Genomic DNA, 23722 nt, shown 5'->3' on the forward strand with positions numbered 1-23722 from the left:
CCGCAGCTGTCTTGCCCGCCTCAGCCGTCTTGTTTGCCGTGCTCGCCGCAGCCGCCGTTCTTCACAGCCGCGCCGTGTTCTCAGCGCCAGTCACAGCGGCCCCGCGCGCCTCACCCGCCGCAGCGCCGGCCGGTTTCCCGCGGATTCCCAGCGCAGCGAGCCGCGCACCTTAGACCACTCCACCGACAAAACCCGTCCCCGGCAGCGCACCCTTCCACATCGGCCCCGCACCACCCCGGGTTTGTCCACAGATCCGCGACCGCCACCACCGGGCCCGGTTTCCGCCGCAGAGTGGAGGCGTGACCACCTCGACCCCGCCGGGACCGGCCCGGCCCGTACTCACCGACCCTGCTCAGCTGATCGTGGCGCTCCCGTACCTGCTCGGGTTCATGCCCTCGGACTCGCTCGTCCTGCTCGGGCACCGCCCGCCCGGCACTGGCATCGGCCTGATCCTGCGGGCGGACCTGCCGCCCGAAGACCTGTTCGCGTACCAGGCTGATGCACTAGCGCCGCGCTTCCGGGGCGCCGTTCACCTCGGTGTCACCGCGGTTGTCGTCGGCGGCCGGGCCGAACCCGATGGCGGGCCGCCGTTCAGCGCGTTCGTCGCCGAGCTGCGGCGGGCGCTCGGCGAACACGGCCTGCTGCTGCTCCATCCACTGTGGACGGCCGCGATCGAGGAAGACGCGCCCTGGGCGTGTTACCGCGATGACGACTGCAGCGGCCTGCTGCCGGACCCGCGTGGCACGGTCATCGCCGCCGCCACGACCAATGCGGGGTTCGTGTCGTTCCCGAGCCGCGAGGACGTGGCCGCGTTGCTGGAGCCGCGCTCGCCGGAGGCGATCGTCCGCCGGACCGGGCTGCTCGGTCGCGCCGGGAAGTCGCCGTGGGGCACGGAAGACGTGGTCTCCGCGGCGGCCGCGGAGGTCCGCGCGGCGTTCCAGCGAAGACGGGCCGGCACCGACCACCTCGACGACGAGCAAGCGGTTCGCCTCGCGCACGCCCTCACGATCAAACCGGTCCGAGACGCGTGCCTCGCGCTCACCACGCCGCCGGGCACCAGCGTGGCCCTGGAAGCAGAAGCCCTGTGGCTCTCACTCGTCAAAGAGCTGCCCGCTCCGCACCGCGCCGAGGCCGCCTGCCTGCTCGCGTACGCGACGCTGCTCCGGGGCGAAGGTGCGCTCGCCGGGATGGCTCTGGACAACGCTCTCGAGGCGAGTTCCGGCCACCTGCTGGCCCAGCTGCTGTACGCAGTGTGGAACCGCGGCACCGACCCAGCGAAGCTCGCCGGCCTCGGGGCCGGGTCCGAAGTGGACCTCGGCCTCGAGGACACCGGCGATGGATAACCGGTCGGGCCAGTCAGGACTGGCGGGCGCGGGTGAACTCCCAGGCGTCGGAGACGATGCCCCGGAGGTCGGTGCGCTCGGGCTTCCAGCCGAGTTCCTCGGCGGCTTTCGCGCTGGAGGCGACGAGCACCGAAGGGTCACCGGCGCGGCGCTCGGCCACGACGGCCGGGATCGGGTGGCCGGTCACCTCCCGGCAGGCCTCGACGACCTCGAGGACCGAGAACCCGGTGCCGCTGCCCAGGTTGTAGATGCGGTGCTCGCCCGCCGTGGCGTGGCTCAGGGCCAGCTGGTGGGCGTCGGCGAGGTCGACGACGTGGATGTAGTCGCGGACAGCCGTGTGGTCGGGCGTCGGGTAGTCGTTGCCGTAGATCGAGATGTGCTCGCGGTCGCCGGTGGCGACCTGCAGGACTAGGGGGATGAGATGGGTTTCCGTGGTGTGCCGCTCGCCGAAGGCCCGGTATGCGCCCGCGACGTTGAAGTAGCGCAGGCTGACCGCCGCCAGGCCGTGGGCGCGCGCGAAGCTGGTGATGGCGTGGTCGATCGCGAGCTTGGACGCGCCATAGGTGTTGGTCGGCTGGGTCGGCGCGGTCTCCGGGATCGGCGAAGACTCCGGCTCGCCGTACGTGGCCGCGGTGGAGGAGAACACCAGGCGCGGGGTGCCGTTGGCCTTCATCGCCTCGAGCAGGCGCAGCGAGGTGACGACGTTGCCTTCCCAGTACTTCGCCGGGTCCGTCATCGACTCGCCGACCAGCGACTTCGCGGCGAAGTGCAGGACCCCGTCGAAGCCCTCGCCGAGGACGTCGGCGGCCACCTCGGCGGCGTCGCCCTGGATGAAGCGGGCGTCGGGGTGGACGGCGTCGGCATGCCCGGTGGACAGGTCGTCCACGACGGTGACCTGGTGACCGGCCTCGATGAGCCGCGCGGCGCACACACTGCCCACGTACCCGGCGCCACCCGTGACGATCAGTTTCAGGGGGCTCTGCTGGTCGGTCACGTCGTGGCCTTTCTGCTGAGGGTGGTGACTGTGCGGCACAGTCTTCCCTTACGGCGACGCGACGAGCCGCCCGGGGGTTGCCCCGGATGGCTCAGCGCCGCGATCGGCCTCCTCCGGGGCCGACGCCGACGGGGCCCGTTTCGACCGTCCCCGGCTGGCGGCGGCCTGGATCAAGCCCGGCCGGATCGGGCCACACCCGGCGACGGGATCCCGGCGACTCCGGGCGCGACCGCCGAACGGCGCGCCAGAACCGCTGCCGAACCGCGCGCGAGGGCTGCTGTCGAGGGACGCGCCGGGACCGCCGCCGAAGGGCGTGCCGGGGCTGCCGCCGAACCGAACGTCGGGGCCGCTGCCGATGGGCGCGCCAGGACTGCTGCCGAACCGCACGCCAGGGCCGCTGCCGAAGGCCGCGCCAGAACCGCTGCCGAACCGCACGCCAGGGCCGCTGCCGAGGGGCGCGCCGGGACCGCCGTCAAGCCGGGTGCCAGGCTCGCCGCCGAACCGTGGGTCGAAGCCGCCGCCGAGGGGCGCGGCGGGACCGCCGTCAAACCGCACGCCAAGGCCGCCGCCGCAGGGCGCGCCGGGCGACCCTGTCAGGACAGGCAACCGCCGAACGCCCCGCCGGAAACGACTGCCGAGACTCCAGGCCGAGGCTCAGACCTCGTCGCGGCCGGCACCTCGCGAAGGAACGGCCGTGAACGTCCGCGGGCGGCGCAGGCCCGCGTTGTCGAACGCGGTCTCCACAGCCGAGCGGACCGTCTCCAGATCGTCCTCGCGCACCAGCGCGATGGCCGAGCCGCCGAAACCGCCGCCGGTCATCCGGGCGCCCAGTGCGCCGGCTGCCCGGGCGGAGTCGACCGCCAGGTCGAGTTCGGTGGTCGAGATGCGGTAGTCGTCGCGCATGCTCACGTGCGAAGCGTCGAGGTACGGGCCGATCTCGGCCAGCTTGCCCTGGTGCAGCAGGTCGACGACGTCGAGCACCCGCTGGTTCTCGGTGACCACGTGGCGCACCAGCGGAGCGAGCTCGTCCGGCAGCTGGGCCAGCGCGGCGGGCAGGCCTTCGAGCGTCACGTCACGCAAGGCCTTGACGCCGAGCAGTTCGGCGGCGCGCTCGGTGCCGCGGCGGCGCTCGCCGTAGCCGCCTTCGGCGTGGGAGTGCTTGGTGCGGGTGTCCATGATCAGGATCCGCACGCCGGCCTCGGCCAGCGGGAACGGGACCTGCTCCATCTCGCCCGAGCGGACGTCGAGGAACAGCACGCACGACTCGGTGCAGCACAGCGAGGCCGTCTGGTCGAGCAGCCCGGTGGGGGCGCCGACGAAGTCGTTCTCGGACCGCTGCACCCAGAGGGCGATCTGCGGCCGGTCCGGCGCTCCGGGCGTGTCGCCGTCGATCTCCACGGCGTCGACCTCCAGACCGGCGAGGCCCAGCAGGGCCAGCGTCACGGCGCACTCCAGCGCGTGCGAGGAGGACAGGCCCGCGCCCGACGGCACGTCACCGGCGATGACCAGGTCGGCGCCCGCGGCGTAGCCCTGGTCCCGCAGCACCCAGGCGACACCGGCGGGATAGGCCGCCCAGCCCGTGACGGACCGGGGCTCCAGCGACGCGATTTCGAGCGGGCCGGACTGCTGGAGCTGCCCGTCGTCGCCGAGGGTGGCGACGTTCAGCACCCCGTCCTGGCGCGGCGTCCCGGCCGCGGCCAGGCGGTGGGGCAGGGCGAAGGGCAGGACGAATCCGTCGTTGTAGTCGGTGTGCTCGCCGATCAGGTTGACCCGGCCCGGCGCGGACCAGACCCCGGCCGGGGCCCGCCCGTGGATCCGGCGGAACGCCTCGGCCGCTTCGGTGGCGGGGCTCACCTGGCCTGCGCCAGCACCGCGTGCAGGGCCGACGTCGCGACCTGTGCGCTGCAGTCCGTGCCGGTGACCTCGATGGTCACGCTGCCGCCGTTCGCCTTGCCGATCCGGACCCGGCCGCCGGGCACGATGCCGACGGACTTCAGCTCGGTCATCAGCGACTCGTCCAGCTGGACGTGCTCGGCGATCCGCCGGATCTCGACGTCGCCGCCGCCGGTGCGGGCGAACTCGTCGAGCCGCACCAGGTCGGACTCGGGCGGCGGGGCGGGGTCGCCGTCGCCGAGCTTGTCCAGGCCGGGAATCGGGTTGCCGTACGGGGACGTGGTCGGGTGGTCGAGCAGCTTGACCAGCTTGCGCTCCACCGCCTCGCTCATCACGTGCTCCCAGCGGCAGGCCTCGGTGTGGACGTGCTCCCACTCGAGGCCGATGACGTCGACGAGGAGGCGTTCGGCCAGGCGGTGCTTGCGCATCACCGCGATGGCCAGCTCGCGGCCGTGGTCGGTCAGCTGCAGGTGCCGGTCGTCGGCCACGACCACCAGCCCGTCGCGCTCCATCCTGGCCACGGTCTGGCTCACGGTGGGGCCACTCTGCTGCAGCCGTTCCGCGATGCGGGCCCGCAGCGGGACGACACCCTCTTCTTCGAGCTCGTAAATCGTACGCAAGTACATCTCGGTGGTGTCGATGAGATCGTTCACGCTGTCCCCTTCGTCCGCGTAGCTCATCGTAGTCGCTGGCCCCGACAGCGAGGGCGCGCCTCGACGTAACAAGTCCCGGGCGGGGAAAAGTCCGGGCCCGGTGGGCGAAGACCGTCCGGACCTGCAGGATGGGGTCATGCGACCGTTGATCACCACTGCCGAGCTCACCGCCCTGCCCGCGGGGGAGCGCCCGGCCGTACTGGACGTCCGCTGGCGGCTCGGCGGCCCGCCCGGCGCCGAGTCCTACCGGGACGGGCACCTGCCCGGGGCGGTGTTCGTCGACCTGGACACCGCGCTCGCCTCGCCGCCCGGCGAGGGTGGCAGGCATCCGTTGCCGGATCCGGCCGATCTGCAGCGTGAGCTGCGGAAAGCCGGGGTGCGCACCGGCCGTCCGGTGGTGGTCTACGACGACGCCGACGGCTCGGTCGCGGCGCGGGCGTGGTGGCTGCTGCGCTGGGCCGGCCACCAGGACGTGGCGGTGCTCGACGGCGGTTACGCAGCGTGGATCGCCGACGGCGGCGCAGTGACTGCCGAAGTCCCGGTCCCCGAACCGGGTGACATCGAGGTGGTCCCGGGCGGCATGCCGGTGCTCTCCGCCGACGAGGCCGCGGCGCTGGCCAGGGAGGGCGTTTTGTTCGACGCGCGCGCGAGGGCGCGTTACGCGGGCGAGACCGAGCCGGTCGACCCGCGCGCCGGCCACATCCCCGGCGCGGTCAACGCACCCTCGGCAGCGCACGTCGGCGCCGACGGCCGCTGGCGCACCCCGGCGGACCTCGCCGAGCGATTCGCCACCCTGGGCCTCCGCGACGACGCGCCGGCCGGTGCCTACTGCGGGTCCGGCGTCACGGCTTCGTCGGTGGTGCTGGCCTTGGAGGTCGCGGGCCACGCGGCCCCGGCGGCTCTGTACGCGGGCTCGTGGTCGCACTGGTCCCGCGACCCCGAACGCCCGGCCGCCACGGGCAACGAACCGGGCTGACCCACCCGGCCCGGCCTGGCTCGCGCTGCCTGTGGTGGCGCCAGGGTTGGGGGTGGGTGTGAAGGGCGGCTGGGTGGGCGTCCGGCCAGTACAGTGCGGGGCATGGCCTCGCCTGCTGTCGTCTGGGATTCCGCGCTGCTGGGGTACGACCTCGGCGGTGAGCATCCGTTCAACCCCGTCCGGCTGGAGCTCACGGTGCGGCTCGCGACGGAGCTCGGGGTGCTGGACGGGGTGGAGCTGCTCGTGCCGTCCGCCGCGGGGGACGAGGAGCTGCTGCGGATCCACGCGCCCGAGTACCTCGCCGCCGTGCGGGAGGCGCCGCTGGTCGGGTGGGACGTCGGGCATGGGCTGGGGACGAGCGACAACCCCGTGTTCAGCGGCATGCACGAGGCGTCCGCGCTGGTGGTCGGGTCGACGTTGCTGGCCGCGCGCAAGATCGCCGACGGCGAGGTCAAGCGGGCGGTGAACATCGCGGGCGGGCTGCACCACGCGATGCGCGACCACGCGTCCGGCTTCTGCGTCTACAACGACTGCTCGGTCGCCATTTCGTGGCTGCTCGACCACGGCTTCGACCGCATCGCGTATATCGACACCGACGTCCACCACGGCGACGGCGTCCAAGCCGCCTTCTACGACGACCCGCGGGTGCTCACCGTTTCGCTGCACCAGCACCCGTTCACGCTCTGGCCCGGCACCGGCTACTCCGCCGAGACCGGCAAGGACAAAGCCACCGGCACCGCCGTGAACGTGCCGCTGCCGCCGCACACGCGGGACCCCGGGTGGCTGCGGGCGTTCAACGCCGTGGTGCCCTCGCTGCTCGCGGAGTTCGAGCCGCAGATCCTGGTGACGCAGTGCGGCGTCGACTCGCATGAGGAGGACCCGCTCGCCGACCTGTCGCTGTCCGTCGACGGGCACCGCGCGATCTACACCACCCTGCGCGATCTCGCCGAGACTTACACCGGTGGACGCTGGCTGGCCGTCGGCGGGGGCGGCTACCAGCTGGTCCGTGTCGTTCCGCGCTCGTGGACGCACCTGATCGCCACTGTGCTCGACCGCGATGTCGCGCCCGAGACGCCGCTGCCGCCGGGCTGGGTCGACGCCGTCACGCGCGCCGCGCCGGCCACGGAAATCCCGCGCACCATGACCGACGACCGGGACACGACCTTCAAACCGTGGGGCGACGACGCCGACGAGCCGGTGGACATCGCCATCCGGGACACCCGCCGCGCCGTCTTCCCGCTGCACGGCCTGGACCCAGACGATCCGAGGGACTGACCATGCCCGAAGACGACACCACACCGGCCGAGGGGACCACACCCGGCAACAGCACAGCCGGCAGCGGCAAACCCAGCGGCAGCAACCAGTCCGGCGACCACCGGCCCAGCGAACAAACAGCGCCCGGCAACCCCGCCGCGTCCGGCGGCGACCAGCCCGGCAGTGATCGGCAAGACCGGAAGGGTCTCCGCGACCCCTTCGACTACCCGCGGGACTGGGAAGCCGACGTCGTCCTCTCCGACGGCGGCACCGTGCACCTGCGGCCGGTAGTACCGAGCGACGCCGACGGGCTGGTTGCCTTGCACGGGCGGCTTTCCGAGCGCACCCGTTACTTCCGGTACTTCGGCGCGTACCCGCGGATCCCGCCGCGGGATCTGGTGCGGTTCTCCACCGTCGACCATCACGACCGGGTCGCGTTCGCGGCGTTGCTGGGGGACGACATCGTCGCGGTGGGGCGGTATGAGCGGCTGGACCAGGGGCCGTCGGCGGAGGTGGCGTTCCTGGTGGACGATCGGCATCAGGGGCGCGGGCTCGGCTCGATCCTGCTGGAGCACCTGGCCGCGGCCGCGTCGGAGAGCGGGCTGCGGCGGTTCGTCGCCGAAGTGCTGAGTGAGAACGCCGCGATGGTGCGCGTGTTCCGCGACGCCGGGTACCAGGTCAGCCGCGCGATCGAGGAAGGCGTGCTGCACCTGGAGTTCGACATCGACCCGACGGAGGAGTCGCTGGCCGTCGCGCGGTCGCGGGAGCAGGCGGCCGAGGCGCGCAGTGTGCACAACCTGCTGCACCCGCGTTCGGTGGCGGTGATCGGGGCGTCCACGGACCACATGAAGGTCGGCCACGTCGCGTTCCGGAACCTGCTCGCCGCCGACTTCACCGGCACCGTCTACCCGGTCAACCCCGAGCACCGCTCGGTCCGCGGCGTGCGCGCCTACCCGTCGGTGCTCGACATCCCGGACCCGGTCGACCTCGCGCTGGTCGCGGTGCCGGCCGAAGCCGTCGAGTCCGTGCTGGACGCCTGCCTGGCGAAGGGCGTGAAAACGCTGCTGATCGTGTCCGGAGGCTTCGGCGAGTCCGGGCCGCTGGGGCTGCACGCGGAGCTGCGGCTCGTCGGCGAGGCCCGCGCGCACGGCATGCGCGTGGTCGGGCCGAACGCGCTCGGAGTGCTCAACACCGCGAACGACGTCCGGCTGAACGCGACGCTCGCGCCGGTCCTGCCCAAGCGCGGCCGCACCGGCTTCTTCTGCCAGTCCGGCGCGCTGGGCACGGCGATCCTGGCCGACGCCGGCTCGCGCGGGCTCGGGCTGTCGACCTTCGTCTCGGCGGGCAACCGCGCCGACGTCTCGGGCAACGATCTGTTGCAGTACTGGGAAACCGACCCGGACACCGACCTGGTGCTGCTGTACCTCGAGTCGTTCGGCAACCCGCGCAAGTTCGCGCGGCTGGCGCGGCGGCTGGGGCGCAGCAAGCCCATCGTCGCGGTCAAGTCGGGACGGCACGCGGTACGGCCGCAGCTGGCGGCGACGTCGGCGGAGGTCGACGAAGCGAGCGTGAAGGCGCTGTTCGAGCAGGCGGGCGTGGTGCGCGTCGAGTCCCTCGCACAGCTCTTCGACACGGCGCTGGTGTTCGCGCACCAGCCGCTGCCCGCCGGGCCGCGGATCGGGATCGTCGGCAACTCCATCGCCATCGGGCTGCTGGCCGCGGACACCGCGCGGTCGCAGGGGCTGCGGCTGGCCTTCGATCCGGTCGACATCGGGCCGCAGGCCGGGCCGGAGGAGTTCGCCGCCGCCGTGCGCGAGGCGCTGGACTCCCCGGACACCGACGCGTTGATCGCCGTTTTCGCTCCGCCCGTTGCGATCCCGGGCGCGGCGTACGCGCGGGCGTTGCGCGAAGCGGTCGTGGAACTGAAGCAGAGCAAGCCGATCGTCTCGACGTTCCTCGCCGCCGAAGGGGTGCCGGACGAGCTGGCCGTGCTCTCGGACGACGGCGTGCCGACGCGCGGCTCGATCCCGTCGTACCCCAGCCCGGAGCGCGCGGTGGACGCGCTTGCCCGCGTCGTCCGGTACGCCGCGTGGCGGCAGCGGCCGCAGGGTGCGCTGGTTCGCCCCGGCGGGATGCACGTGGAGCAGGCGCAGGAGCTGGTGCGGGAGCTGCTTTCGGACGAGGAGGGCCATTCGACGCTGCTGTCGGACGACGACGTGGTACGCCTGCTCGGCTGTTACGGCGTGGACGTGGTCCCGTTCCGCGTGGTGTCCACTGTGGACGACGCGGTGGCGGCGGCCGCCGGGCTGGGCTACCCGGTCACGCTCAAGGCCGTCGACGAGCGGCTGCGCGGCCGGCCTGACCTCGCCGGCGTGCGGCTGGACCTGACGTCGGAGGACTCCGTGCGCGTCGCGTACCGGGACCTGCGCGAGGTTTCCGGCGACGACGACGTGTACGTGCAGCGGATGGCGCCGAAGGGCATTTCCTGCGTGATCGGCCTGCAGGACGACCCGTCGTTCGGCACGCTCGTGTCGTTCGGGTTGTCCGGCCTGGTCAGCACGCTGCTGGGCGACCGGGCCTACCGCGCGGTCCCGCTGACCGATGTGGACGCCGCGACGCTCATCCGCGAGCCCCGCACGTCGCCGCTGCTCACCGGCTACCGCGGCGACGAGCCCGCGGACCTCGCGGCGTTGCAGGACATGGTGTTGCGCGTGGCCGCGCTGGCCGAGGACAACCCGGAGGTCCGCTCGCTGTCGCTGGACCCGATCCTGGCCTCGCCGGACGGCGCCTTCGTCGCGAACGCCCGGATGGTGCTGGGGCCGCCGCCCAGCCGCCCGGACACCGGCCCGCGCCGCCTGCGGCACATCACGCCGGCCGACTCGTAACGCTCGTGAGTGCCTACGCCGGTTCTAACCGTCGTAGGCACTCACGAGCGGGTCAGTGGGCGAGCAGCGTGCCGAGGGCCAGCAGGTGCTCGGTCGCGCCGCCGCCGGTGAACTCCAGCCGTTTCGCTGCGGCGAAGTAGCGGTGCACGGGGTGCTCGACGTCGATGCCGACGCCGCCGTGAAGGTGGACGGCGGTGTGCGCGACGCGATGGCCGGCCTCGCTGGCCCAGTACTTCGCGGTGGCCAGCTCGGCATCCGCGGGCAGTCCTTCCGAGAGCCGCCAGGCGGCCTGCCACAGGGTGAGCCGCACGGCCTCGACGTCGAGGTACGCGTCGGCCAGCCGTTGGCGGACGGCCTGGAACCCGCCGAGCACGTGGCCGAACTGCTCGCGCTCGCGCGTGTACGCGGCCGTCAGTTCCAGCGCGCGCTCCACGACGCCGAGCTGTTGCGCGCAGACCCCGACGGTTCCGCGCCGCCGCAGCCACTCCGCGATGTCGCCGAGTGGCACGCCGGACGCGTCGGTCAGCTCTACCAGCGCCGCGTCCGCGTGGTCGATGGTCCGCTGCGGTGCGATCGAGACGCCGGGCGCGTCTTTCTCGACGACGTACACGCCGCCGGACGCTTCGACGAGCAGCGCGTCCGCGAAGGCCGCGTACGGGACCGCTGTCTGCGTACCGCTGAGGCGTCCGTCCGAAGCAGTGAAGCCGTTGCCGAGCGCGACGGCCAACACGGCGGAGCCGCGGACCACCGGCACCAGCCAGCGTTCGACCAGTTCCGGCGGGCCGAACTCGGCCAGCGCGGACGCCGCCTGGACCACCGACGCCAGGTACGGCACCGGCGCGACGGCGCGGCCCACCTCCGTCAGCACCGAGCACTGTTCCAGCAGCCCGAAACCACCTCCGCCGACGGCCGACGGCAGGGCCGCGTCGAGCACGCCCGCCTTCGCCAGGACGCTCCACAGTGGAGCCTCGAACCCGCCGGAGCCGTGTGCTCCCAGCGATTCCGGAGTCACGTGGTCGCCGAGGATCCGCCGGGTGAGCGCACCCAGGTCCAGCTGCGCCTCGGTGGGGGAGAAGTCCATCACGGGCCTCCTAGCGTGTCACGGGCTGGCCGAGCGCGGCCGCGGCGACGATGTCGCGCTGCACCTCGTTCGTGCCGCCGCCGAAGGTGAGGATCAGGGCGGAGCGGTGGAGCCGCTCGATGCGGCCGGCGAGCAGCGCGCCGGGCGAGCCCTCGCGGACGACGGCGCCCGCGCCGAGCACCTCCATCAGCAGCCGGTAGGCCTCGATCGCGAACTCGGTGCCGAACACCTTCGTCGCCGACGCCTCGGCCGGCCCCAGCTCCTTCGCGGCGGCGGCCCAGGCGATCTGCCAGTTGCGCAGCTTCAGGTACTCGGCGTGGGCGTGCACCCGCGCCAGGTTCAGCCGTACCCATTCCGATTCCAGCAGGGGACGGCCGTCGGCGGAGACGGCGGACCGGGCCCACTCCAGCACGTCGTGCAGCGCGGTGCGCACGGGCGCGGCGGAGGTCAGCGCGACGCGCTCGTGGTTGAGCTGGTTGGTGATCAGCGGCCAGCCCGCGTTCTCGTCGGCGATCCGCGAGGTGGCGGGCACGCGCACGCCGTCGTAGTAGGTCGCGCTCGTGCCGGGCCCGGCGACGGTGTGCACCTTCGTCCAGGAGAAGCCGGGCGCGGACGTCGGCACGATCAGCATCGACAGGCCCTTGTGCTTGCGCGCGTCCGGGTCGGTGCGCACCGCGAGCCAGACGTAATCGGCGTACTCGATCAGGCTGGTCCACATCTTCTGCCCGGTGACCACGTAGTCGTCGCCGTCGCGGACGGCGCGCGTGCGCAGCGAGGCGAGGTCCGTGCCCGCCTCCGGCTCGGAGTAGCCGATCGAGAAGTGCAGCTCGCCCGCGGCGATCTTCGGCAAGTAGAACGCCTTCTGATCCGGGGTGCCGAACCGCATGATCGTGGGCCCGATCGTGTTCACCGTCAGGAAGGGCACGGGCACCCCCGCGACGGCCGCTTCGTCGGTGAAGATGAGCTGGTCGAGCATGGGCCGGTCCTGGCCGCCGTACTCGCGCGGCCAGCCCAGCGCGAGCCAGCCGTCCTTGCCCAGCCGGCGGACAATCTCCTTGTACGCCAACCCATCCCCGTACTCGCCGCCGGCGGCGGAAAGGCTCTCGCGCCGGGCCGGCGTCATCAGCTCCGCGAAGTACTCGCGCAGCTCGCCGGCCAGCGCCCGCTGGGCTTCGGTGTGGTCGATCCGCATGTCTCACCTCCGGGCCGCCGCGGGAGCCGTGGTGTGGCACCGGTCCCCGGCGGTAGGCTAGAACCTGTTCTAGTTGTATCAGGTGCGGCGATCAGGAGGAAGCATGGAGGTCGGCGTCGACCGCTCGCTGTGCGAGGCGAACGCGGTGTGTGTCGGGTTCGCGCCGGAGGTCTTTGACCTCGACGAGGACGAGGAGCTGGTCATCGCTCCTGGCGCGGTGCCCGAAAGTCAAGTAGAACGTGTTTCGCAAGCGTTGACCGGTTGTCCCAAGAATGCCCTGTTCAGCCGCGGTTGATCAGGCCTTGCTAGAAACAAGAACAGATTCTAGTCTGGGTCCGGTCAGGCAGGCTTCGACGAGGAGGCTCGCGGTGAGAGTAGCCGGGTTGGACGCGATCGGTGACGTCAGTCGGGTGGTGGCGTTCCCTTGAGCCTCGAAACGCGCGTTGCCATCGTGACGGGCGCCGGAGCCGGACTCGGCCGGGCGGAAGCGCTGGCGCTGGCCCGTGAGGGCGCGGCCGTGGTGGTCAACGACCTCAACGGCGCCGAAGCCGTTGCCGAAGAGATCGAGGCCGGCGGCGGGAAGGCGCTCGCGGTGGCGGGCGACGTCGCCGAGTCCGCGACCGCCGACGCGCTGCTGGCCGCCGCTGTGGACCACTTCGGCAGCCTCGACATCCTGGTCAACAACGCCGGCGTGCTGCGCGACCGGATGCTCTTCTCGATGAGCGACGCGGAGTGGGACAAGGTCATCTCGGTGCACCTGCGCGGTCACTTCCTGTTGTCGCGCAACGCCGCTCGGTACTGGCGGGACAAGTCCAAAACCGACGGTGGACCGGTGTACGGGCGGCTGGTGAACACCGCCTCGGAGGCGTTCCTGATCGGCTCGCCCGGCCAGCCCAACTACGCCGCCGCGAAGGCCGGGATCGCCGCGCTCACCGTCTCGGCCGCGCGCGGGCTCGCGAAGTACGGCGTCCGCGCCAACGCGATCTGCCCCCGCGCCCGCACGGCGATGACGGCCGACGTGTTCGGCGACGCGCCGGGCGACGGCGTCGACCCGTTGTCCGTGGAGCACGTCGCGCCGTTCGTCGCGTTCCTCGCCTCGCCGGCCGCGGAGAAGGTGAACGGCCAGGTGTTCGTGGTGCACGGCGGCATGGTCGCGCTGCTGCGCCCACCCTCGGTCGAGCAGCGGTTCGACACCGCGCACGGGGTCTGGACCACCGACGAACTGGCCGCCAGCGTCGGCGCCCACTTCGCCGAACGGGACCCGGAGCGGATGTTCGCCGCCACGGAAATCCTCGCCCTGCCCTGACATCCGAGATCAAGACCGTACGCACGCCACTCGACGAGGAGTTGATGTGATGGGCCGCCTCGAAGGCAAGGTCGCGCTGGTCACCGGCGGCGCGCGCGGTCAGGGCGAGGCGGCGGTCCGCGCCTTCGCGGCCGAGGGCGCGCGCGTGGTGATCGCGGACGTTCTCGACGAAGAGGGCGAAAAGCTCGCGGCCGACCTCGGCGACGCCGCGGTGTTCCAGCACCTCGACGTCGGCGACGAGGACGCCTGGACGGCCGCGGTCGAGCGCGTCCAGGCCGAGTTCGGCCCGCCGACGGTCCTGGTCAACAACGCCGGTGTCCTGCACTTTTCCGAGCTGGCGCGCACCACGCTGGCCGATTACGAGCGCGTGGTCCGGGTAAACCAGATCGGGGCGTTTCTCGGCATGCGCTCGGTCGTTGAACCCATGACCGGGGCCGGTGGCGGCTCCATCGTGAATGTGTCCTCTGTGGAGGGTCTGGCCGGGATGCCGTTCCTCGTCGCGTACACCGCGAGCAAGTTCGCGATCCGCGGGATGACCAAGGTCGCCGCGCTGGAGCTGGGCGCGCGCGGCATCCGGGTGAACTCCGTCCACCCCGGCATGATCGACACCAAGATGGTCTCCGAAGCGGCCGGCACCGACGTCGACGTCTCCTGGGTCGGCAAGAAGGTGGCGCTGGGCCGGGTCGGGCGGCCGGACGAGATCGCGAAGCTGCTCGTGTTCCTGGCGAGCGACGAAAGCTCCTATTCCACGGGCAGCGAGTTCGTGGCCGACGGCGGGGCCACCGCCACGCACGCGTTGAAGGTATGACCGAATCCGGGCGGCAGAGGAGCTGAATGGAGTAAACCCGGCGATCCGGACGGGATAAGTGAACACCGCTAACGGAACTCGGGCAGCGGTCATGGACAAGACTCGGGGCTGACTACTGGGAGGTGCGGTGGGCGAGACCGGCTCGATCACCCTCCCGGGCACCGCGGCGCTGACCCAGGTCGGCCGGCTCGCCACGCTGTCCTGGGAGGTGCTGCGGGCGATCTTCCGGCGTCCGTTCCAGTTTCGCGAATGGATCCAGCAGTGCTGGTTCTTCGCCAGTGTCACGATCCTGCCGACGGCGCTGGTCGCCATCCCGTTCGGCGCGGTGATCGCGCTCCAGCTCGGTTCGCTGACCGCGCAGATCGGCGCGCAGTCGTTCACCGGCGCGGCCAGCGCGCTCGCCATCGTGCAGCAGGCGAGCCCGCTGATCACCGCATTGCTGGTGGCCGGCGCGGGCGGCAGCGCCGTCTGCGCCGACATCGGCGCGCGCAAGATCCGCGAAGAGATCGACGCGATGGAAGTGCTCGGGGTCGACCCGATCCAGCGCATCGTGGTCCCGCGGGTGCTGGCCGCGATCGTGGTGGCGGTGCTGCTCAACGGCCTGGTCAGCGTGGTCGGCGTGCTCGGCGGCTACTTCTTCAACGTGGTGCTGCAGGGCGGCACGCCCGGCGCGTACCTGGCCAGCTTCAACGCGCTGGCCCAGGTGCCGGACCTGTGGGTGAGCGAGATCAAGGCGTTCCTCTACGGCTTCGTCGCCGGCGTGGTGGCCGCCTACCGCGGGCTGAACCCGGCGGGCGGGCCGAAGGGCGTGGGCGACGCGGTGAACCAGGCCGTGGTGATCACGTTCCTGCTGCTGTTCCTGATCAACGTCGTGCTGACCGCGATCTACCTCAAGATCGTGCCGCCGAAGGCGTTGTAGATGACTGCCGAGCCGATCGAGAAGGCGCCAGCGATCCCGGTGACCGACCGGACGCTGGAGATCATCGCGCGCCCCGGTGCCAGCCTGGAAGGGCTGGGCCGCCAGCTTTCCTTCTACGGCCGCGCGCTCGCCTGGTCCCCGCGCACGATCCGCCGCTACGGCCGGGAGACCACCCGGCTGCTGACCGAGGTCTGCTTCGGCACCGGCGGGCTCGCGGTGATCGGCGGGACGCTCGGCGTGATGATCGGCATGACGCTGTTCACCGGGCTCATCGTGGGCCTCCAGGGTTATTCGGCGCTGAACCAGCTCGGCACCGCCGCGCTCACCGGCTTCATTTCGGCCTACTTCAACACCCGCGAGGTCGCGCCGCTCTCGGCCGGGCTCGCGCTTTCGGCCACGGTCGGCTGCGGTTTCACCGCGCAGCTCGGCGCGATGCGGATCTCCGAGGAGATCGACGCGCTCGAGGTGATGGCCGTGCCGAGCCTGCCGTACCTGGTCACCACGCGGGTGCTGGCCGGGGTCACCGCGGTGATCCCGCTGTACGCGGTGGGCCTGCTGTCCTCGTACCTCGCCTCCCGGCAGATCACCATCTGGCTCTACGGCCAGTCCGCCGGCACCTACGACCACTACTTCACCCTGTTCCTGCCGCCCGAAGACGTGCTCTGGTCGTTCGCCAAGGTGATCGTGTTCAGCGTGCTGGTGATCCTGTCCCATTGTTATTACGGCTACACCGCGGAAGGCGGCCCGGCGGGCGTCGGCGTCGCGGTGGGCCGCGCGGTGCGGACGTCGATCGTGCTGATCTCGGTGCTCGACTTCTTCCTCAGCCTGGCGATCTGGGGCGCCAACACGACGGTGAGGATCTCCGGATGAGCACGCGGCGCGAGGTGGTGAAACGGCTCAGGTACCAGCTGCTGGGGCTGATCTTCCTGGTCGTCGCGGCGCTGTTCTTCGCCACCACGATCGCGCTCTACCAGAAGGTGTTCACCCCGGTGACGCTGGTGAAGCTGGAAACGGACCACGTCGGCAGCCAGCTGCGGGTGGGCGGCGACGTGAAGGTGCGCGGGCTGCTCGTCGGCGAAATCCGCTCGGTGCAGTCGAGGGGCGACCACGCGGAGCTGGAACTGGCGCTGCAGCCGGACAAGATCGACGTGATCCCGGCCAACGTCTCGGCGCGGCTGCTGCCGAAGACGCTCTTCGGCGAGCGGTACGTCGCGCTCCAGCTGCCGGGCAACCCGGGCCCGCACATCAAGGCGGGCGACGTGATCCCGCAGGACCGCAGCAGCACCGCGATCGAGATGGAGCAGGTGCTCAACGACGTGATGCCGCTGCTTCAGGCGGTGCAGCCGGAGAAGCTGGCGAGCACGCTCACCGCCGTTTCGACCGCGCTGGACGGCCGGGGCAAGCAGCTGGGGCAGACGCTCACGCAGGTCTCGGACTACCTCGGCAAGCTCAACCCCTCGCTGCCCGACCTCAAGGCCGACATCACCGGGCTGGCGAACGTCTCGGACATCTACGACAAGGCGGCGCCGGACCTGCTCGACGCGCTGGCCGACCTGACCACCACGAGCCGCACCGTGGTGGAGAAACAGCAGGGACTGTCCGATGTGTACGCCACGGTCACGAACGCGTCCGCGGACCTGACCAGCTTCCTGGAAGTCAACAAGGACAACCTGATCCGGCTCACCACGGCGGTGCAGCCGACGCTCGACGTGCTCGCCAAGTACGCGCCCGAGTACCCGTGCCTGCTGCGCCAGCTGGCGGAGTCCGTGCCGCGGGCCGAGCTGGCGTTCGGCAAGGGCACGGCGCACCCGGAGGTCAGCCGCGTGACCATCGAGTTCTCGGCCAGCCGCGGCAAGTACCTGCCCGGCGTGGACGAGCCGAAGTACGACGACAAGCGCGGCCCGCGCTGTTACCCGGAGGTGCCCAAGCCCGGCCACTGGCCGCAGTACCCGCCGGACGGCGCGGTCCAGGACGGCTCCAGCAAGCCCCCGCCGCCGCACGTGCCCGCCGAGACGCTGCCGGGGGAGATCACCTCGGGCGCGATCCCGTCCGGCAGCGGGGCTTCCGGTGGCGCGCCCGCCGCTCAGTCGGTGGTCGGCTCGACCGACGAGGACAACCTGATCAACCTGCTCGCCTCACCGGCGTTGGGCACTTCGCCGGAGGACGTGCCGGGTTGGGCGAGCCTGCTCGTCGGGCCGCTCTACCGGGGAGCGGAGGTGGAGCTGAAATGAGGTCGTTCATCCCCGCGCTGGTGAAGATCGGCATCTTCGCCGTGGTCACCATCCTGCTCACCGGGATCCTCGCGGCCACCATCGCCAACACCAACTTCGGCACGACTTCGGGTTATACCGCGAAGTTCACCGACGCGTCCGGCCTGCAGCCGGGTGACGACGTGCGCATCTCGGGCGTCAAGGTCGGGCAGGTCGGCGAAATCGGCGTGGTCGAAGGAGACCAGAACCTCGCCGAGGTGCACTTCGCCGTCGACGCCGCGTACAAGCTGCCCGAGCTGGCGACGGCCACGATCAAGTACCGCAACCTCGTCGGCCAGCGGTACCTCGCGCTGGGCACGGACGTCGGCGGTGGCGGCCAGCTGCCGGACGGCGGCGTGATCCCGACCGAGCGGACCAAGCCCGCGCTCAACCTCACCGTGCTGTTCAACGGGTTCAAGCCCTTGTTCAAGGCGCTGGACCCGAAGGAGGTCAACCAGCTCTCGGCCGAGATCGTCCAGGTGTTCCAGGGCGAGGGCGGCACGATCACCAGCCTGCTCCAGCACACCGCGTCGATCACCTCCTCGATCGCGGGCAAGGACAAGGTGATCGGCGAGGTGATCGCGAACCTCAACCAGGTCCTCACCACCGTGAACGCGCGGGGCCCGCAGCTCGGCGACCTGATCGACCAGACCCAGAGGCTGGTCAGCGGCCTGGCCGCGCAGCGCCGGCCGATCGGCGACGCGGTGGGCGCGCTGGGCGACCTGACCACGGCGACGTCCGGGCTGCTGGCCGACGCGCGGCCGGCGGTGAAGGACGACGTCGCGCAGCTGGGCACCCTGTCGAAGAACCTGGGCGACTCCGACCAGCTGCTCGACCACCTGCTGCAGGTGCTGCCGGGCAACCTGGAGAAGTTCACCCGGACCCTGAGCTACGGCAGCTGGTTCAACTACTACCTGTGCGGGATCGAGGGCAAGATCGGCATCTCGTCGCTGGACGTGACGCTGCCGGTCATCCCGATCCCGGCGACCGAGCGCGCGGCGAGGTGTGGCCCGTGAAACCTCTCAAGCAACGCAACCAGGCGGCGGTCGGCGCGGTGACGCTGGTGCTGATCCTGCTCGTCACCGCGGTCACCTACTTCTCCGACAGCCTCCCGATGTTCGGCAACGGCACCACGTACTCCGCGTACTTCGCCGAGGCCGCCGGGCTCGCCGCGGACAACGAGGTGGAGGTGGCCGGGGTCAAGGTCGGCCAGGTGACCTCGGTCGAGCTGGGGCACAAGCAGGTGCTGGTGAAGTTCCGGGTGAAGGGCACCCGGGTCGGCGACGCGTCCACGGCGTCGATCGAGATCAAGACGCTGCTGGGGGAGAAGTACCTGGCGCTGGTGCCGAAGGGCGGCGGCACGCAGGACCCGGACGCCACCATCCCGGTGAACCGCACCCGCACGCCGTTCGAGCTGCAGGACGCGTTCAACCAGCTGTCCACCACCGTCGGCGACATCGACACGAAGCAGCTCGCGGACAGCTTCAACGCGTTGTCCGACTCGCTCAAGGACAGCCCGCAGTACCTGAAAGACACGCTCTCGGGCCTTTCGTCGTTGTCCCAGACGGTGTCCTCACGCGACGCGGACCTGCACACGCTGCTGGCCAACACGAGCGCGGTGTCCAAGACCCTGTCCGACCGCAATGCCCAGCTGCAGCAGGTGATCGGCGACGGCAACCTGCTGCTGAGCGAGCTGCAGCAGCGCCGTCAGCAGATCAGCACCCTGCTCACCGGGACCCAGCAGATCTCGCAGCAGCTGTCCGGGCTCGTCGCGGACAACCGCACGCAGCTCAAGCCCACGCTGGACGCTCTCGGGAAGGTGACCGATGTGCTGCAACGCAATCAGGGCAACCTCGACCGCGGGCTGGCGCTGATGGCGCCGTTCGCCCGGGTCGGCGCGAACGCCACGGGCAACGGGCGCTGGTTCGAGGGCTACCTGTGCGGCCTGCTGCCGCCGACGATCACCGCGGCCGGGCTGTCCATCAACCCCGAAGGCTGCACCCCGCCGATCGCGGCGCCGAACCAGGGGGTGGGCGGACGATGACCATCCAGACGCGTAACGGCCGCGACCTGGTGACCTGGCTGGCTTTCGGCTGTGTGGCGGCGCTTCTGCTCACCGCCGGGCTGTGGCTGGCGCTGCGGGACAACGGCGGCACGAAGCTCTCGGCGTACTTCGGCAAGACGGTCGGGCTGTACTCCGGCTCGTCGGTGCGGGTGCTCGGCGTGCCGGTCGGCGAGGTCACCGACGTGACGCCGGCGGGCGACGCGGTCCGCGTCGACATGCGGGTGAACGGCGATGTGCCGATCCCCGCGGCCGTCGGCGCCGTGGTGGTCGCGCCCAGCCTGGTCAGCGACCGCTACGTGCAGCTGACCCCGTCGTACGACAGCGGCCCGACGCTGGCGAGCGGGACCGTGCTGGCGCGGGACAAGACCGCGACGCCGGTCGAGCTCGACGATCTCTACGCGAGCCTGGACAAGCTGTCCACCGCGCTCGGCCCGGACGGGGCGAACAAAAGCGGTGCCCTGTCGAACTTGCTGGACACCGCGGCCGCGAACCTCAAGGGCAATGGCGCCAACCTGAACTCGACCGTCGGCCGCCTGGCCGATCTGGCCGGCACGCTGGACGACTCGAAGGACGACCTGTTCTCGACCGTGCAGAACCTGGACTCGTTCACCTCGGCGCTGGCGCAGAGCGACGGCCAGCTCAACGAGTTCTACCAGCGCGTGGCCGACGTGAGCGGGTTCCTCGCCGACGACTCCAGCCAGGTCGGGGCGGCACTGTCCTCTTTGGCCTCCTCGCTCGGTGACGTGCAGCAGTTCGTGGCGGACAACAAGTCCGGCCTGGAGTCCAATGTGGGCAAACTGGCGTCGCTGACCAAGGTGCTGGTGGACCAGCGGGCCGCGCTCGCCGAGGTGCTCGACATCGCCCCGACCGGCGCGACCAACTTCATCAACTCCTACGACGCGGCCTCGGGCACCATCGCGGTGCGCGACAACCTCAACGAGATCACCAACCCGCCGATCCTCACCGTCTGCCGGCTGATCAGCGCGGGCACGCCCAAACAGGTCCCGGACGCGCTCGGCAACATCTGCAAACAGCTCGCGCCGGTGCTCGACGGCGCGCTGAAGCTGCCGACCGTGCCGCAGGTGCTGAACTCGCTGCAGAACGGGCAGCTGCCGCCGTTGCCGCTGCCGTTGACCGACGTGCTGACGCAGCTTTCGGGCGGTGGCAAGTGAAGCGCGTGAAGCAGCGGCTGGCCGGCGTGCTCGCGGGCGTGCTCGTGCTCGCCGGGTGCAGCGACGGCGGCTTCTCCGGGCTGTACTCCACGCCGCTGCCGGGCGGGCCGGACCTCGGCGACCACCCGTACCACGTCACGGCCCTGTTCACCGACGTGCTCGACCTGGTGCCGCAGTCGAGTGTGAAGGTCAACGACGTCGCCGTCGGCCGCGTCGACCGCATCACGCTCACCCCGGACACCAAGGCCGCGCTCGTCGAGATGACCGTGAACGGCGACATTTCGCTGGCGGCCAACGCGCACGCGGAGCTGCGGCAGTCGAGCCTGCTGGGCGAGAAGTTCGTGGAGCTGAGCGAGCCGACGCAGGAGAAGCCGGCCGGGCACCTGGCCGACGGCGCGCAGATCCCGCTCGGGCGGACCAACCGCAACCCCGAGATCGAGGAGGTGCTGGGCGCGCTTTCGCTGCTGCTCAACGGCGGCGGGGTCGACCAGATCCAGAACATCAGCCACGAGCTGAACGACGCGCTGTCCGGCAACGAGCCGCAGATGCGCGCGCTGCTGTCCCGGGTGGACGATCTCGCCACCCAGCTCGACGGGCACAAGGCGGAGATCCTGCGGGCGATCGACGGGCTCGGCAAGCTGTCGCACACCCTCACCGGGCAGACGCAGAATCTCACCACGGCGCTGGACAATTTGGCGCCAGGGCTGAAGATCCTGGCCGATCAGCGCGACCAGCTGGTGGGCATGCTGAACGCGTTGAACAAGCTGTCCGGGGTCGCGGTGGACACCGTGAACCGCAGCCGCGACCAGCTGGTGGCGAACCTCAAGGCGCTGGAGCCGACGCTGCAGAAGCTCGGGGAGGCGGGCAAGAACCTGCCGACGGCGTTGCAGATCCTGCTCACCTACCCGTTCCCGGACTACGCGGGCAACACGATCAAGGGCGACTACGCGAACGTCGACGCGACCATCGACCTCGACCTGGACAAGCTGGTGCAGAACTTCACCAACTCCTCGCAGCCGCCGATCCAGCTGCCCCGGCTCAGCCCGGGCACCGGGACCGGCACGGGAACCGGTGCCGGCAGCGGCACGAACTCGCCGCTGCCGTTGCCGACCACCGCGCCGACCGGCAAGAACCAGGGCGGCGTGCTCGGCGGGCTGCTCGGCACACTGCTCGGGGGTGGGGCCGGATGACCAGCCGCAAGACTCGGATCCAGCTGATCGTCTTCGTGGTCATCGCCCTGGTTTCGGTGGTGTACGCGGGCGGGCACTACGCGGGGCTCGACCGGCTCTTCGGCTCGCGGGGCTATCAGGTGACCGTGCAGCTCGCCGACTCCGGCGGGGTCTTCGTCAACTCCGAGGTGGCCTACCGCGGGGTGACGGTGGGCCGGGTTTCGGCGCTGACGCTGACCGGCCACGGCGTCGACGCCCACCTCGACCTCGACTCCGGCGGCCCGGACATCCCCGCCGACCTGCACGCGCAGGTGGCCGACCGGTCGGCGGTGGGGGAGCAGTTCGTGGACCTGCTGCCGGACCACGACTCGGGCCCGTACCTGCACGACGGCTCGGTGATCACGCAGGACCGCACGTCGCTGCCCGCGTCGCCGGACTCCGTGCTGACCCACCTCGACAACCTGGTGGCGAGCGTGCACCCGGACTCGCTGAAGACGGTCGTGGACGAGACCTACAACGCGTTCGCGGGCGCCGGGCCGCAGCTGCAGAAGCTGCTGGACAGCACGAGTTCGCTGACCGCCACGGCGGCCCAGTACATCCCGCAGACCCAGGGCCTGCTGGCGAATTCCCGGACGGTGTTCGCCACGCAGGAGCGGCAGGCGGCCAACATCACCTCGTTCGCCAGCGGGCTGAAGACGATCACTGCGCAGCTCAAGGCCTCGGACCCGGACCTGCGCAAGGTGATCGACGAGGCGCCGCAGCTGAGCCGGCAGATCAGCGACGTGCTCGCCACCTCGGGCACCGACCTCGGCGTGCTGTTCGCGAACGCGCTGACCACCGCGCAGATCACCTCGGCCCGCACCGACGCGCTCGAGGAGTTGCTCGTGGCGTACCCGGTGATCGGGGCGTTCTCGCCGACGACCTCGCCGGACGGCACCGGCCACCTCGGCGTGGTGTTCAACTTCTTCGACCCGGCCTCGTGCACGAAGGGCTACGAAGGCACGAAGGAGCGCCCCGCCAACGACACCAGCGAAGCGCCGGTCAACATGAACGCCTACTGCGCCGAGCCGCCGGGCAGCCCGACCGGGGTGCGCGGCTCGCAGAACGCGCCGTACGCGGGCAAGCCGCCCGCCATTCCCGCGGCGCCCCAGGCGTCGGCGCAGACTCCGGCCCCGGACGCGAACCAGCTGCCCGGTTTGCTGAGCCAGCTGGGCAAACCGGCGCAGGGCGGCCTCGGGGCGCTGCTGGGCGGCTCCTGATGGCAGCCCGTCTGCTCGGTGTGGTCGCGGCGCTGGCCGTGCTCGCCGCCGCCTGGTTCGGCTGGTCGTGGTGGAGCGCCGCGCACGACGACTCGCTGGCCCGCGGCCGTGACCGTGACGCGGTGCTGGCCGCCGCGAGCACCGACCTGGTCGCGCTGAACACCATCGACTACCGCACCGGCGCGGCCGATGTCGACCGCTGGATCGACGCCGCCACCGGCCAGTACGGCCACGACCTCGCCGGCGACCGGCAGCTGCAGATCGACCGCGCGACCAGCACCAAAACCGTGTCGACGGCGTCGCTCGTCCAGGCCGCGGTGACGGAGCTGGACCCGGCGGCGGGCACGGCGCGGCTGATCGCGGTCCTCGACGTCCGGGTCGGCACAGCCGGCGCCGCGCCGGTGCCGAAGCAGTCCCGGCTCACCGTGGACTTCGCGCGCGTCGGCGACGCCTGGAAGGTCGGCGCGGTGCAGGCGGTGGGCTCGTGAAAGGCGCTGGGCTCCT

At 71.5% G+C, this 23722-nt stretch carries 21 protein-coding genes; 16 read left to right on the forward strand and 5 right to left on the reverse strand.

Annotated elements, in window-relative coordinates:
* Positions 1 to 299 precede the first annotated feature (299 nt).
* Positions 300 to 1343 (forward strand): DUF4192 domain-containing protein, encoded by a 1044-nt coding sequence (locus OG371_RS29440; RefSeq protein WP_329058563.1) that lies wholly within the window; start codon positions 300 to 302, stop codon positions 1341 to 1343.
* Positions 1344 to 1356: 13 nt separating this feature from the next.
* Here OG371_RS29440 and galE read toward each other — a convergent pair whose 3' ends face one another.
* From galE to OG371_RS29455, 3 genes are all read right to left on the reverse strand, one after another.
* Entirely contained in the window at positions 1357 to 2337 is a 981-nt protein-coding gene (gene galE / locus OG371_RS29445) for a UDP-glucose 4-epimerase GalE (RefSeq protein WP_329058564.1), read from the reverse strand.
* Positions 2338 to 2991: 654 nt separating this feature from the next.
* On the reverse strand, positions 2992 to 4191 hold the full coding sequence (galK, locus tag OG371_RS29450) for a galactokinase (RefSeq protein WP_329058566.1): 1200 nt from the start codon (positions 4189 to 4191) through the stop codon (positions 2992 to 2994).
* Entirely contained in the window at positions 4188 to 4910 is a 723-nt protein-coding gene (locus OG371_RS29455; RefSeq protein ID WP_091617706.1) for a metal-dependent transcriptional regulator, read from the reverse strand. Before OG371_RS29455 ends, galK begins: the two co-directional genes overlap by 4 nt.
* Positions 4911 to 5019: 109 nt before the next feature.
* Here OG371_RS29455 and OG371_RS29460 point away from each other — a divergent pair, with 109 nt between their 5' ends.
* The 3 genes from OG371_RS29460 to OG371_RS29470 all read left to right on the forward strand — a co-directional run bounded on the left by OG371_RS29460 (position 5020) and on the right by OG371_RS29470 (position 9998).
* The gene (locus OG371_RS29460; RefSeq protein ID WP_329058568.1) at positions 5020 to 5859 is read left to right on the forward strand and encodes a sulfurtransferase; all 840 of its coding nucleotides are present in this window, start codon (positions 5020 to 5022) and stop codon (positions 5857 to 5859) included.
* A gap of 102 nt (positions 5860 to 5961) precedes the next feature.
* Positions 5962 to 7134, forward strand: a complete 1173-nt coding sequence (locus OG371_RS29465) for an acetoin utilization protein AcuC (protein ID WP_329058570.1) — start codon at positions 5962 to 5964, stop codon at positions 7132 to 7134.
* Positions 7135 to 7136: 2 nt separating this feature from the next.
* Complete coding sequence (locus OG371_RS29470; protein ID WP_329058571.1) at positions 7137 to 9998, forward strand: bifunctional acetate--CoA ligase family protein/GNAT family N-acetyltransferase; 2862 nt, start codon at positions 7137 to 7139, stop codon at positions 9996 to 9998.
* Between the two features lie 52 nt (positions 9999 to 10050).
* Here OG371_RS29470 and OG371_RS29475 read toward each other — a convergent pair whose 3' ends face one another.
* Together OG371_RS29475 and OG371_RS29480 are read right to left on the reverse strand one after the other, a co-directional pair.
* Positions 10051 to 11079, reverse strand: a complete 1029-nt coding sequence (locus tag OG371_RS29475) for an acyl-CoA dehydrogenase family protein (RefSeq protein WP_329058573.1) — start codon at positions 11077 to 11079, stop codon at positions 10051 to 10053.
* A gap of 10 nt (positions 11080 to 11089) precedes the next feature.
* On the reverse strand, positions 11090 to 12271 hold the full coding sequence (locus OG371_RS29480; RefSeq protein WP_329058574.1) for an acyl-CoA dehydrogenase family protein: 1182 nt from the start codon (positions 12269 to 12271) through the stop codon (positions 11090 to 11092).
* Between the two features lie 103 nt (positions 12272 to 12374).
* Between OG371_RS29480 and OG371_RS29485 the strand changes: the two genes are divergently transcribed.
* The 12 genes from OG371_RS29485 to OG371_RS29540 all read left to right on the forward strand — a co-directional run bounded on the left by OG371_RS29485 (position 12375) and on the right by OG371_RS29540 (position 23706).
* Positions 12375 to 12566 carry a ferredoxin gene (locus OG371_RS29485; protein WP_329058576.1) on the forward strand — a complete coding sequence of 64 codons (192 nt, stop codon included), beginning with the start codon at positions 12375 to 12377 and terminating at the stop codon, positions 12564 to 12566.
* 129 nt (positions 12567 to 12695) lie between these two features.
* The gene (locus OG371_RS29490) at positions 12696 to 13577 is read left to right on the forward strand and encodes a 3-oxoacyl-ACP reductase (RefSeq protein WP_329058578.1); all 882 of its coding nucleotides are present in this window, start codon (positions 12696 to 12698) and stop codon (positions 13575 to 13577) included.
* 49 nt (positions 13578 to 13626) lie between these two features.
* Positions 13627 to 14385: a glucose 1-dehydrogenase gene (locus OG371_RS29495; RefSeq protein WP_329058580.1), complete on the forward strand. Its 759-nt coding sequence runs from the start codon at positions 13627 to 13629 to the stop codon at positions 14383 to 14385.
* A 127-nt stretch (positions 14386 to 14512) separates the two neighbouring features.
* Complete coding sequence (locus OG371_RS29500) at positions 14513 to 15304, forward strand: MlaE family ABC transporter permease (RefSeq protein ID WP_329058581.1); 792 nt, start codon at positions 14513 to 14515, stop codon at positions 15302 to 15304.
* Positions 15305 to 16174 (forward strand): MlaE family ABC transporter permease, encoded by an 870-nt coding sequence (locus OG371_RS29505; RefSeq protein ID WP_091617717.1) that lies wholly within the window; start codon positions 15305 to 15307, stop codon positions 16172 to 16174. It abuts the gene before it with no gap.
* Positions 16171 to 17535: an MCE family protein gene (locus OG371_RS29510; RefSeq protein ID WP_329058584.1), complete on the forward strand. Its 1365-nt coding sequence runs from the start codon at positions 16171 to 16173 to the stop codon at positions 17533 to 17535. The genes OG371_RS29505 and OG371_RS29510 overlap by 4 nt, the downstream gene beginning before the upstream one ends.
* Positions 17532 to 18569: an MlaD family protein gene (locus OG371_RS29515; RefSeq protein WP_329058586.1), complete on the forward strand. Its 1038-nt coding sequence runs from the start codon at positions 17532 to 17534 to the stop codon at positions 18567 to 18569. Before OG371_RS29510 ends, OG371_RS29515 begins: the two co-directional genes overlap by 4 nt.
* A complete protein-coding gene (locus tag OG371_RS29520; RefSeq protein WP_329058588.1) occupies positions 18566 to 19597 on the forward strand; it encodes an MlaD family protein in 1032 nt (343 codons plus the stop codon). Before OG371_RS29515 ends, OG371_RS29520 begins: the two co-directional genes overlap by 4 nt.
* Positions 19594 to 20790: an MCE family protein gene (locus OG371_RS29525; RefSeq protein ID WP_329058589.1), complete on the forward strand. Its 1197-nt coding sequence runs from the start codon at positions 19594 to 19596 to the stop codon at positions 20788 to 20790. The genes OG371_RS29520 and OG371_RS29525 overlap by 4 nt, the downstream gene beginning before the upstream one ends.
* A complete protein-coding gene (locus OG371_RS29530; RefSeq protein ID WP_329058591.1) occupies positions 20787 to 21980 on the forward strand; it encodes an MCE family protein in 1194 nt (397 codons plus the stop codon). The genes OG371_RS29525 and OG371_RS29530 overlap by 4 nt, the downstream gene beginning before the upstream one ends.
* The gene (locus OG371_RS29535) at positions 21977 to 23218 is read left to right on the forward strand and encodes an MlaD family protein (protein WP_329058593.1); all 1242 of its coding nucleotides are present in this window, start codon (positions 21977 to 21979) and stop codon (positions 23216 to 23218) included. The genes OG371_RS29530 and OG371_RS29535 overlap by 4 nt, the downstream gene beginning before the upstream one ends.
* Positions 23218 to 23706 (forward strand): hypothetical protein, encoded by a 489-nt coding sequence (locus tag OG371_RS29540; protein ID WP_329058594.1) that lies wholly within the window; start codon positions 23218 to 23220, stop codon positions 23704 to 23706. The genes OG371_RS29535 and OG371_RS29540 overlap by 1 nt, the downstream gene beginning before the upstream one ends.
* Positions 23707 to 23722: the final 16 nt, after the last annotated feature.

It is taken from the genome of Amycolatopsis sp. NBC_01480 (assembly GCF_036227205.1).
GTDB lineage: Bacteria > Actinomycetota > Actinomycetes > Mycobacteriales > Pseudonocardiaceae > Amycolatopsis.

What these genes read in the sequence shown, in the direction of transcription:
- OG371_RS29460 (WP_329058568.1), top strand. Translation starts at nt 5,020, where the DNA reads ATGCGACCGTTGATCACCACTGCCGAGCTCACCGCCCTGCCCGCGGGG.
- OG371_RS29455 (WP_091617706.1), bottom strand. Translation starts at nt 4,910, where the DNA reads ATGAGCTACGCGGACGAAGGGGACAGCGTGAACGATCTCATCGACACC.
- OG371_RS29540 (WP_329058594.1), top strand. Translation starts at nt 23,218, where the DNA reads ATGGCAGCCCGTCTGCTCGGTGTGGTCGCGGCGCTGGCCGTGCTCGCC.
- OG371_RS29510 (WP_329058584.1), top strand. Translation starts at nt 16,171, where the DNA reads ATGAGCACGCGGCGCGAGGTGGTGAAACGGCTCAGGTACCAGCTGCTG.
- OG371_RS29495 (WP_329058580.1), top strand. Translation starts at nt 13,627, where the DNA reads ATGGGCCGCCTCGAAGGCAAGGTCGCGCTGGTCACCGGCGGCGCGCGC.
- OG371_RS29475 (WP_329058573.1), bottom strand. Translation starts at nt 11,079, where the DNA reads ATGGACTTCTCCCCCACCGAGGCGCAGCTGGACCTGGGTGCGCTCACC.
- OG371_RS29480 (WP_329058574.1), bottom strand. Translation starts at nt 12,271, where the DNA reads ATGCGGATCGACCACACCGAAGCCCAGCGGGCGCTGGCCGGCGAGCTG.
- OG371_RS29515 (WP_329058586.1), top strand. Translation starts at nt 17,532, where the DNA reads ATGAGGTCGTTCATCCCCGCGCTGGTGAAGATCGGCATCTTCGCCGTG.
- OG371_RS29485 (WP_329058576.1), top strand. Translation starts at nt 12,375, where the DNA reads ATGGAGGTCGGCGTCGACCGCTCGCTGTGCGAGGCGAACGCGGTGTGT.
- OG371_RS29465 (WP_329058570.1), top strand. Translation starts at nt 5,962, where the DNA reads ATGGCCTCGCCTGCTGTCGTCTGGGATTCCGCGCTGCTGGGGTACGAC.
- OG371_RS29535 (WP_329058593.1), top strand. Translation starts at nt 21,977, where the DNA reads ATGACCAGCCGCAAGACTCGGATCCAGCTGATCGTCTTCGTGGTCATC.
- OG371_RS29505 (WP_091617717.1), top strand. Translation starts at nt 15,305, where the DNA reads ATGACTGCCGAGCCGATCGAGAAGGCGCCAGCGATCCCGGTGACCGAC.
- OG371_RS29525 (WP_329058589.1), top strand. Translation starts at nt 19,594, where the DNA reads ATGACCATCCAGACGCGTAACGGCCGCGACCTGGTGACCTGGCTGGCT.
- OG371_RS29470 (WP_329058571.1), top strand. Translation starts at nt 7,137, where the DNA reads ATGCCCGAAGACGACACCACACCGGCCGAGGGGACCACACCCGGCAAC.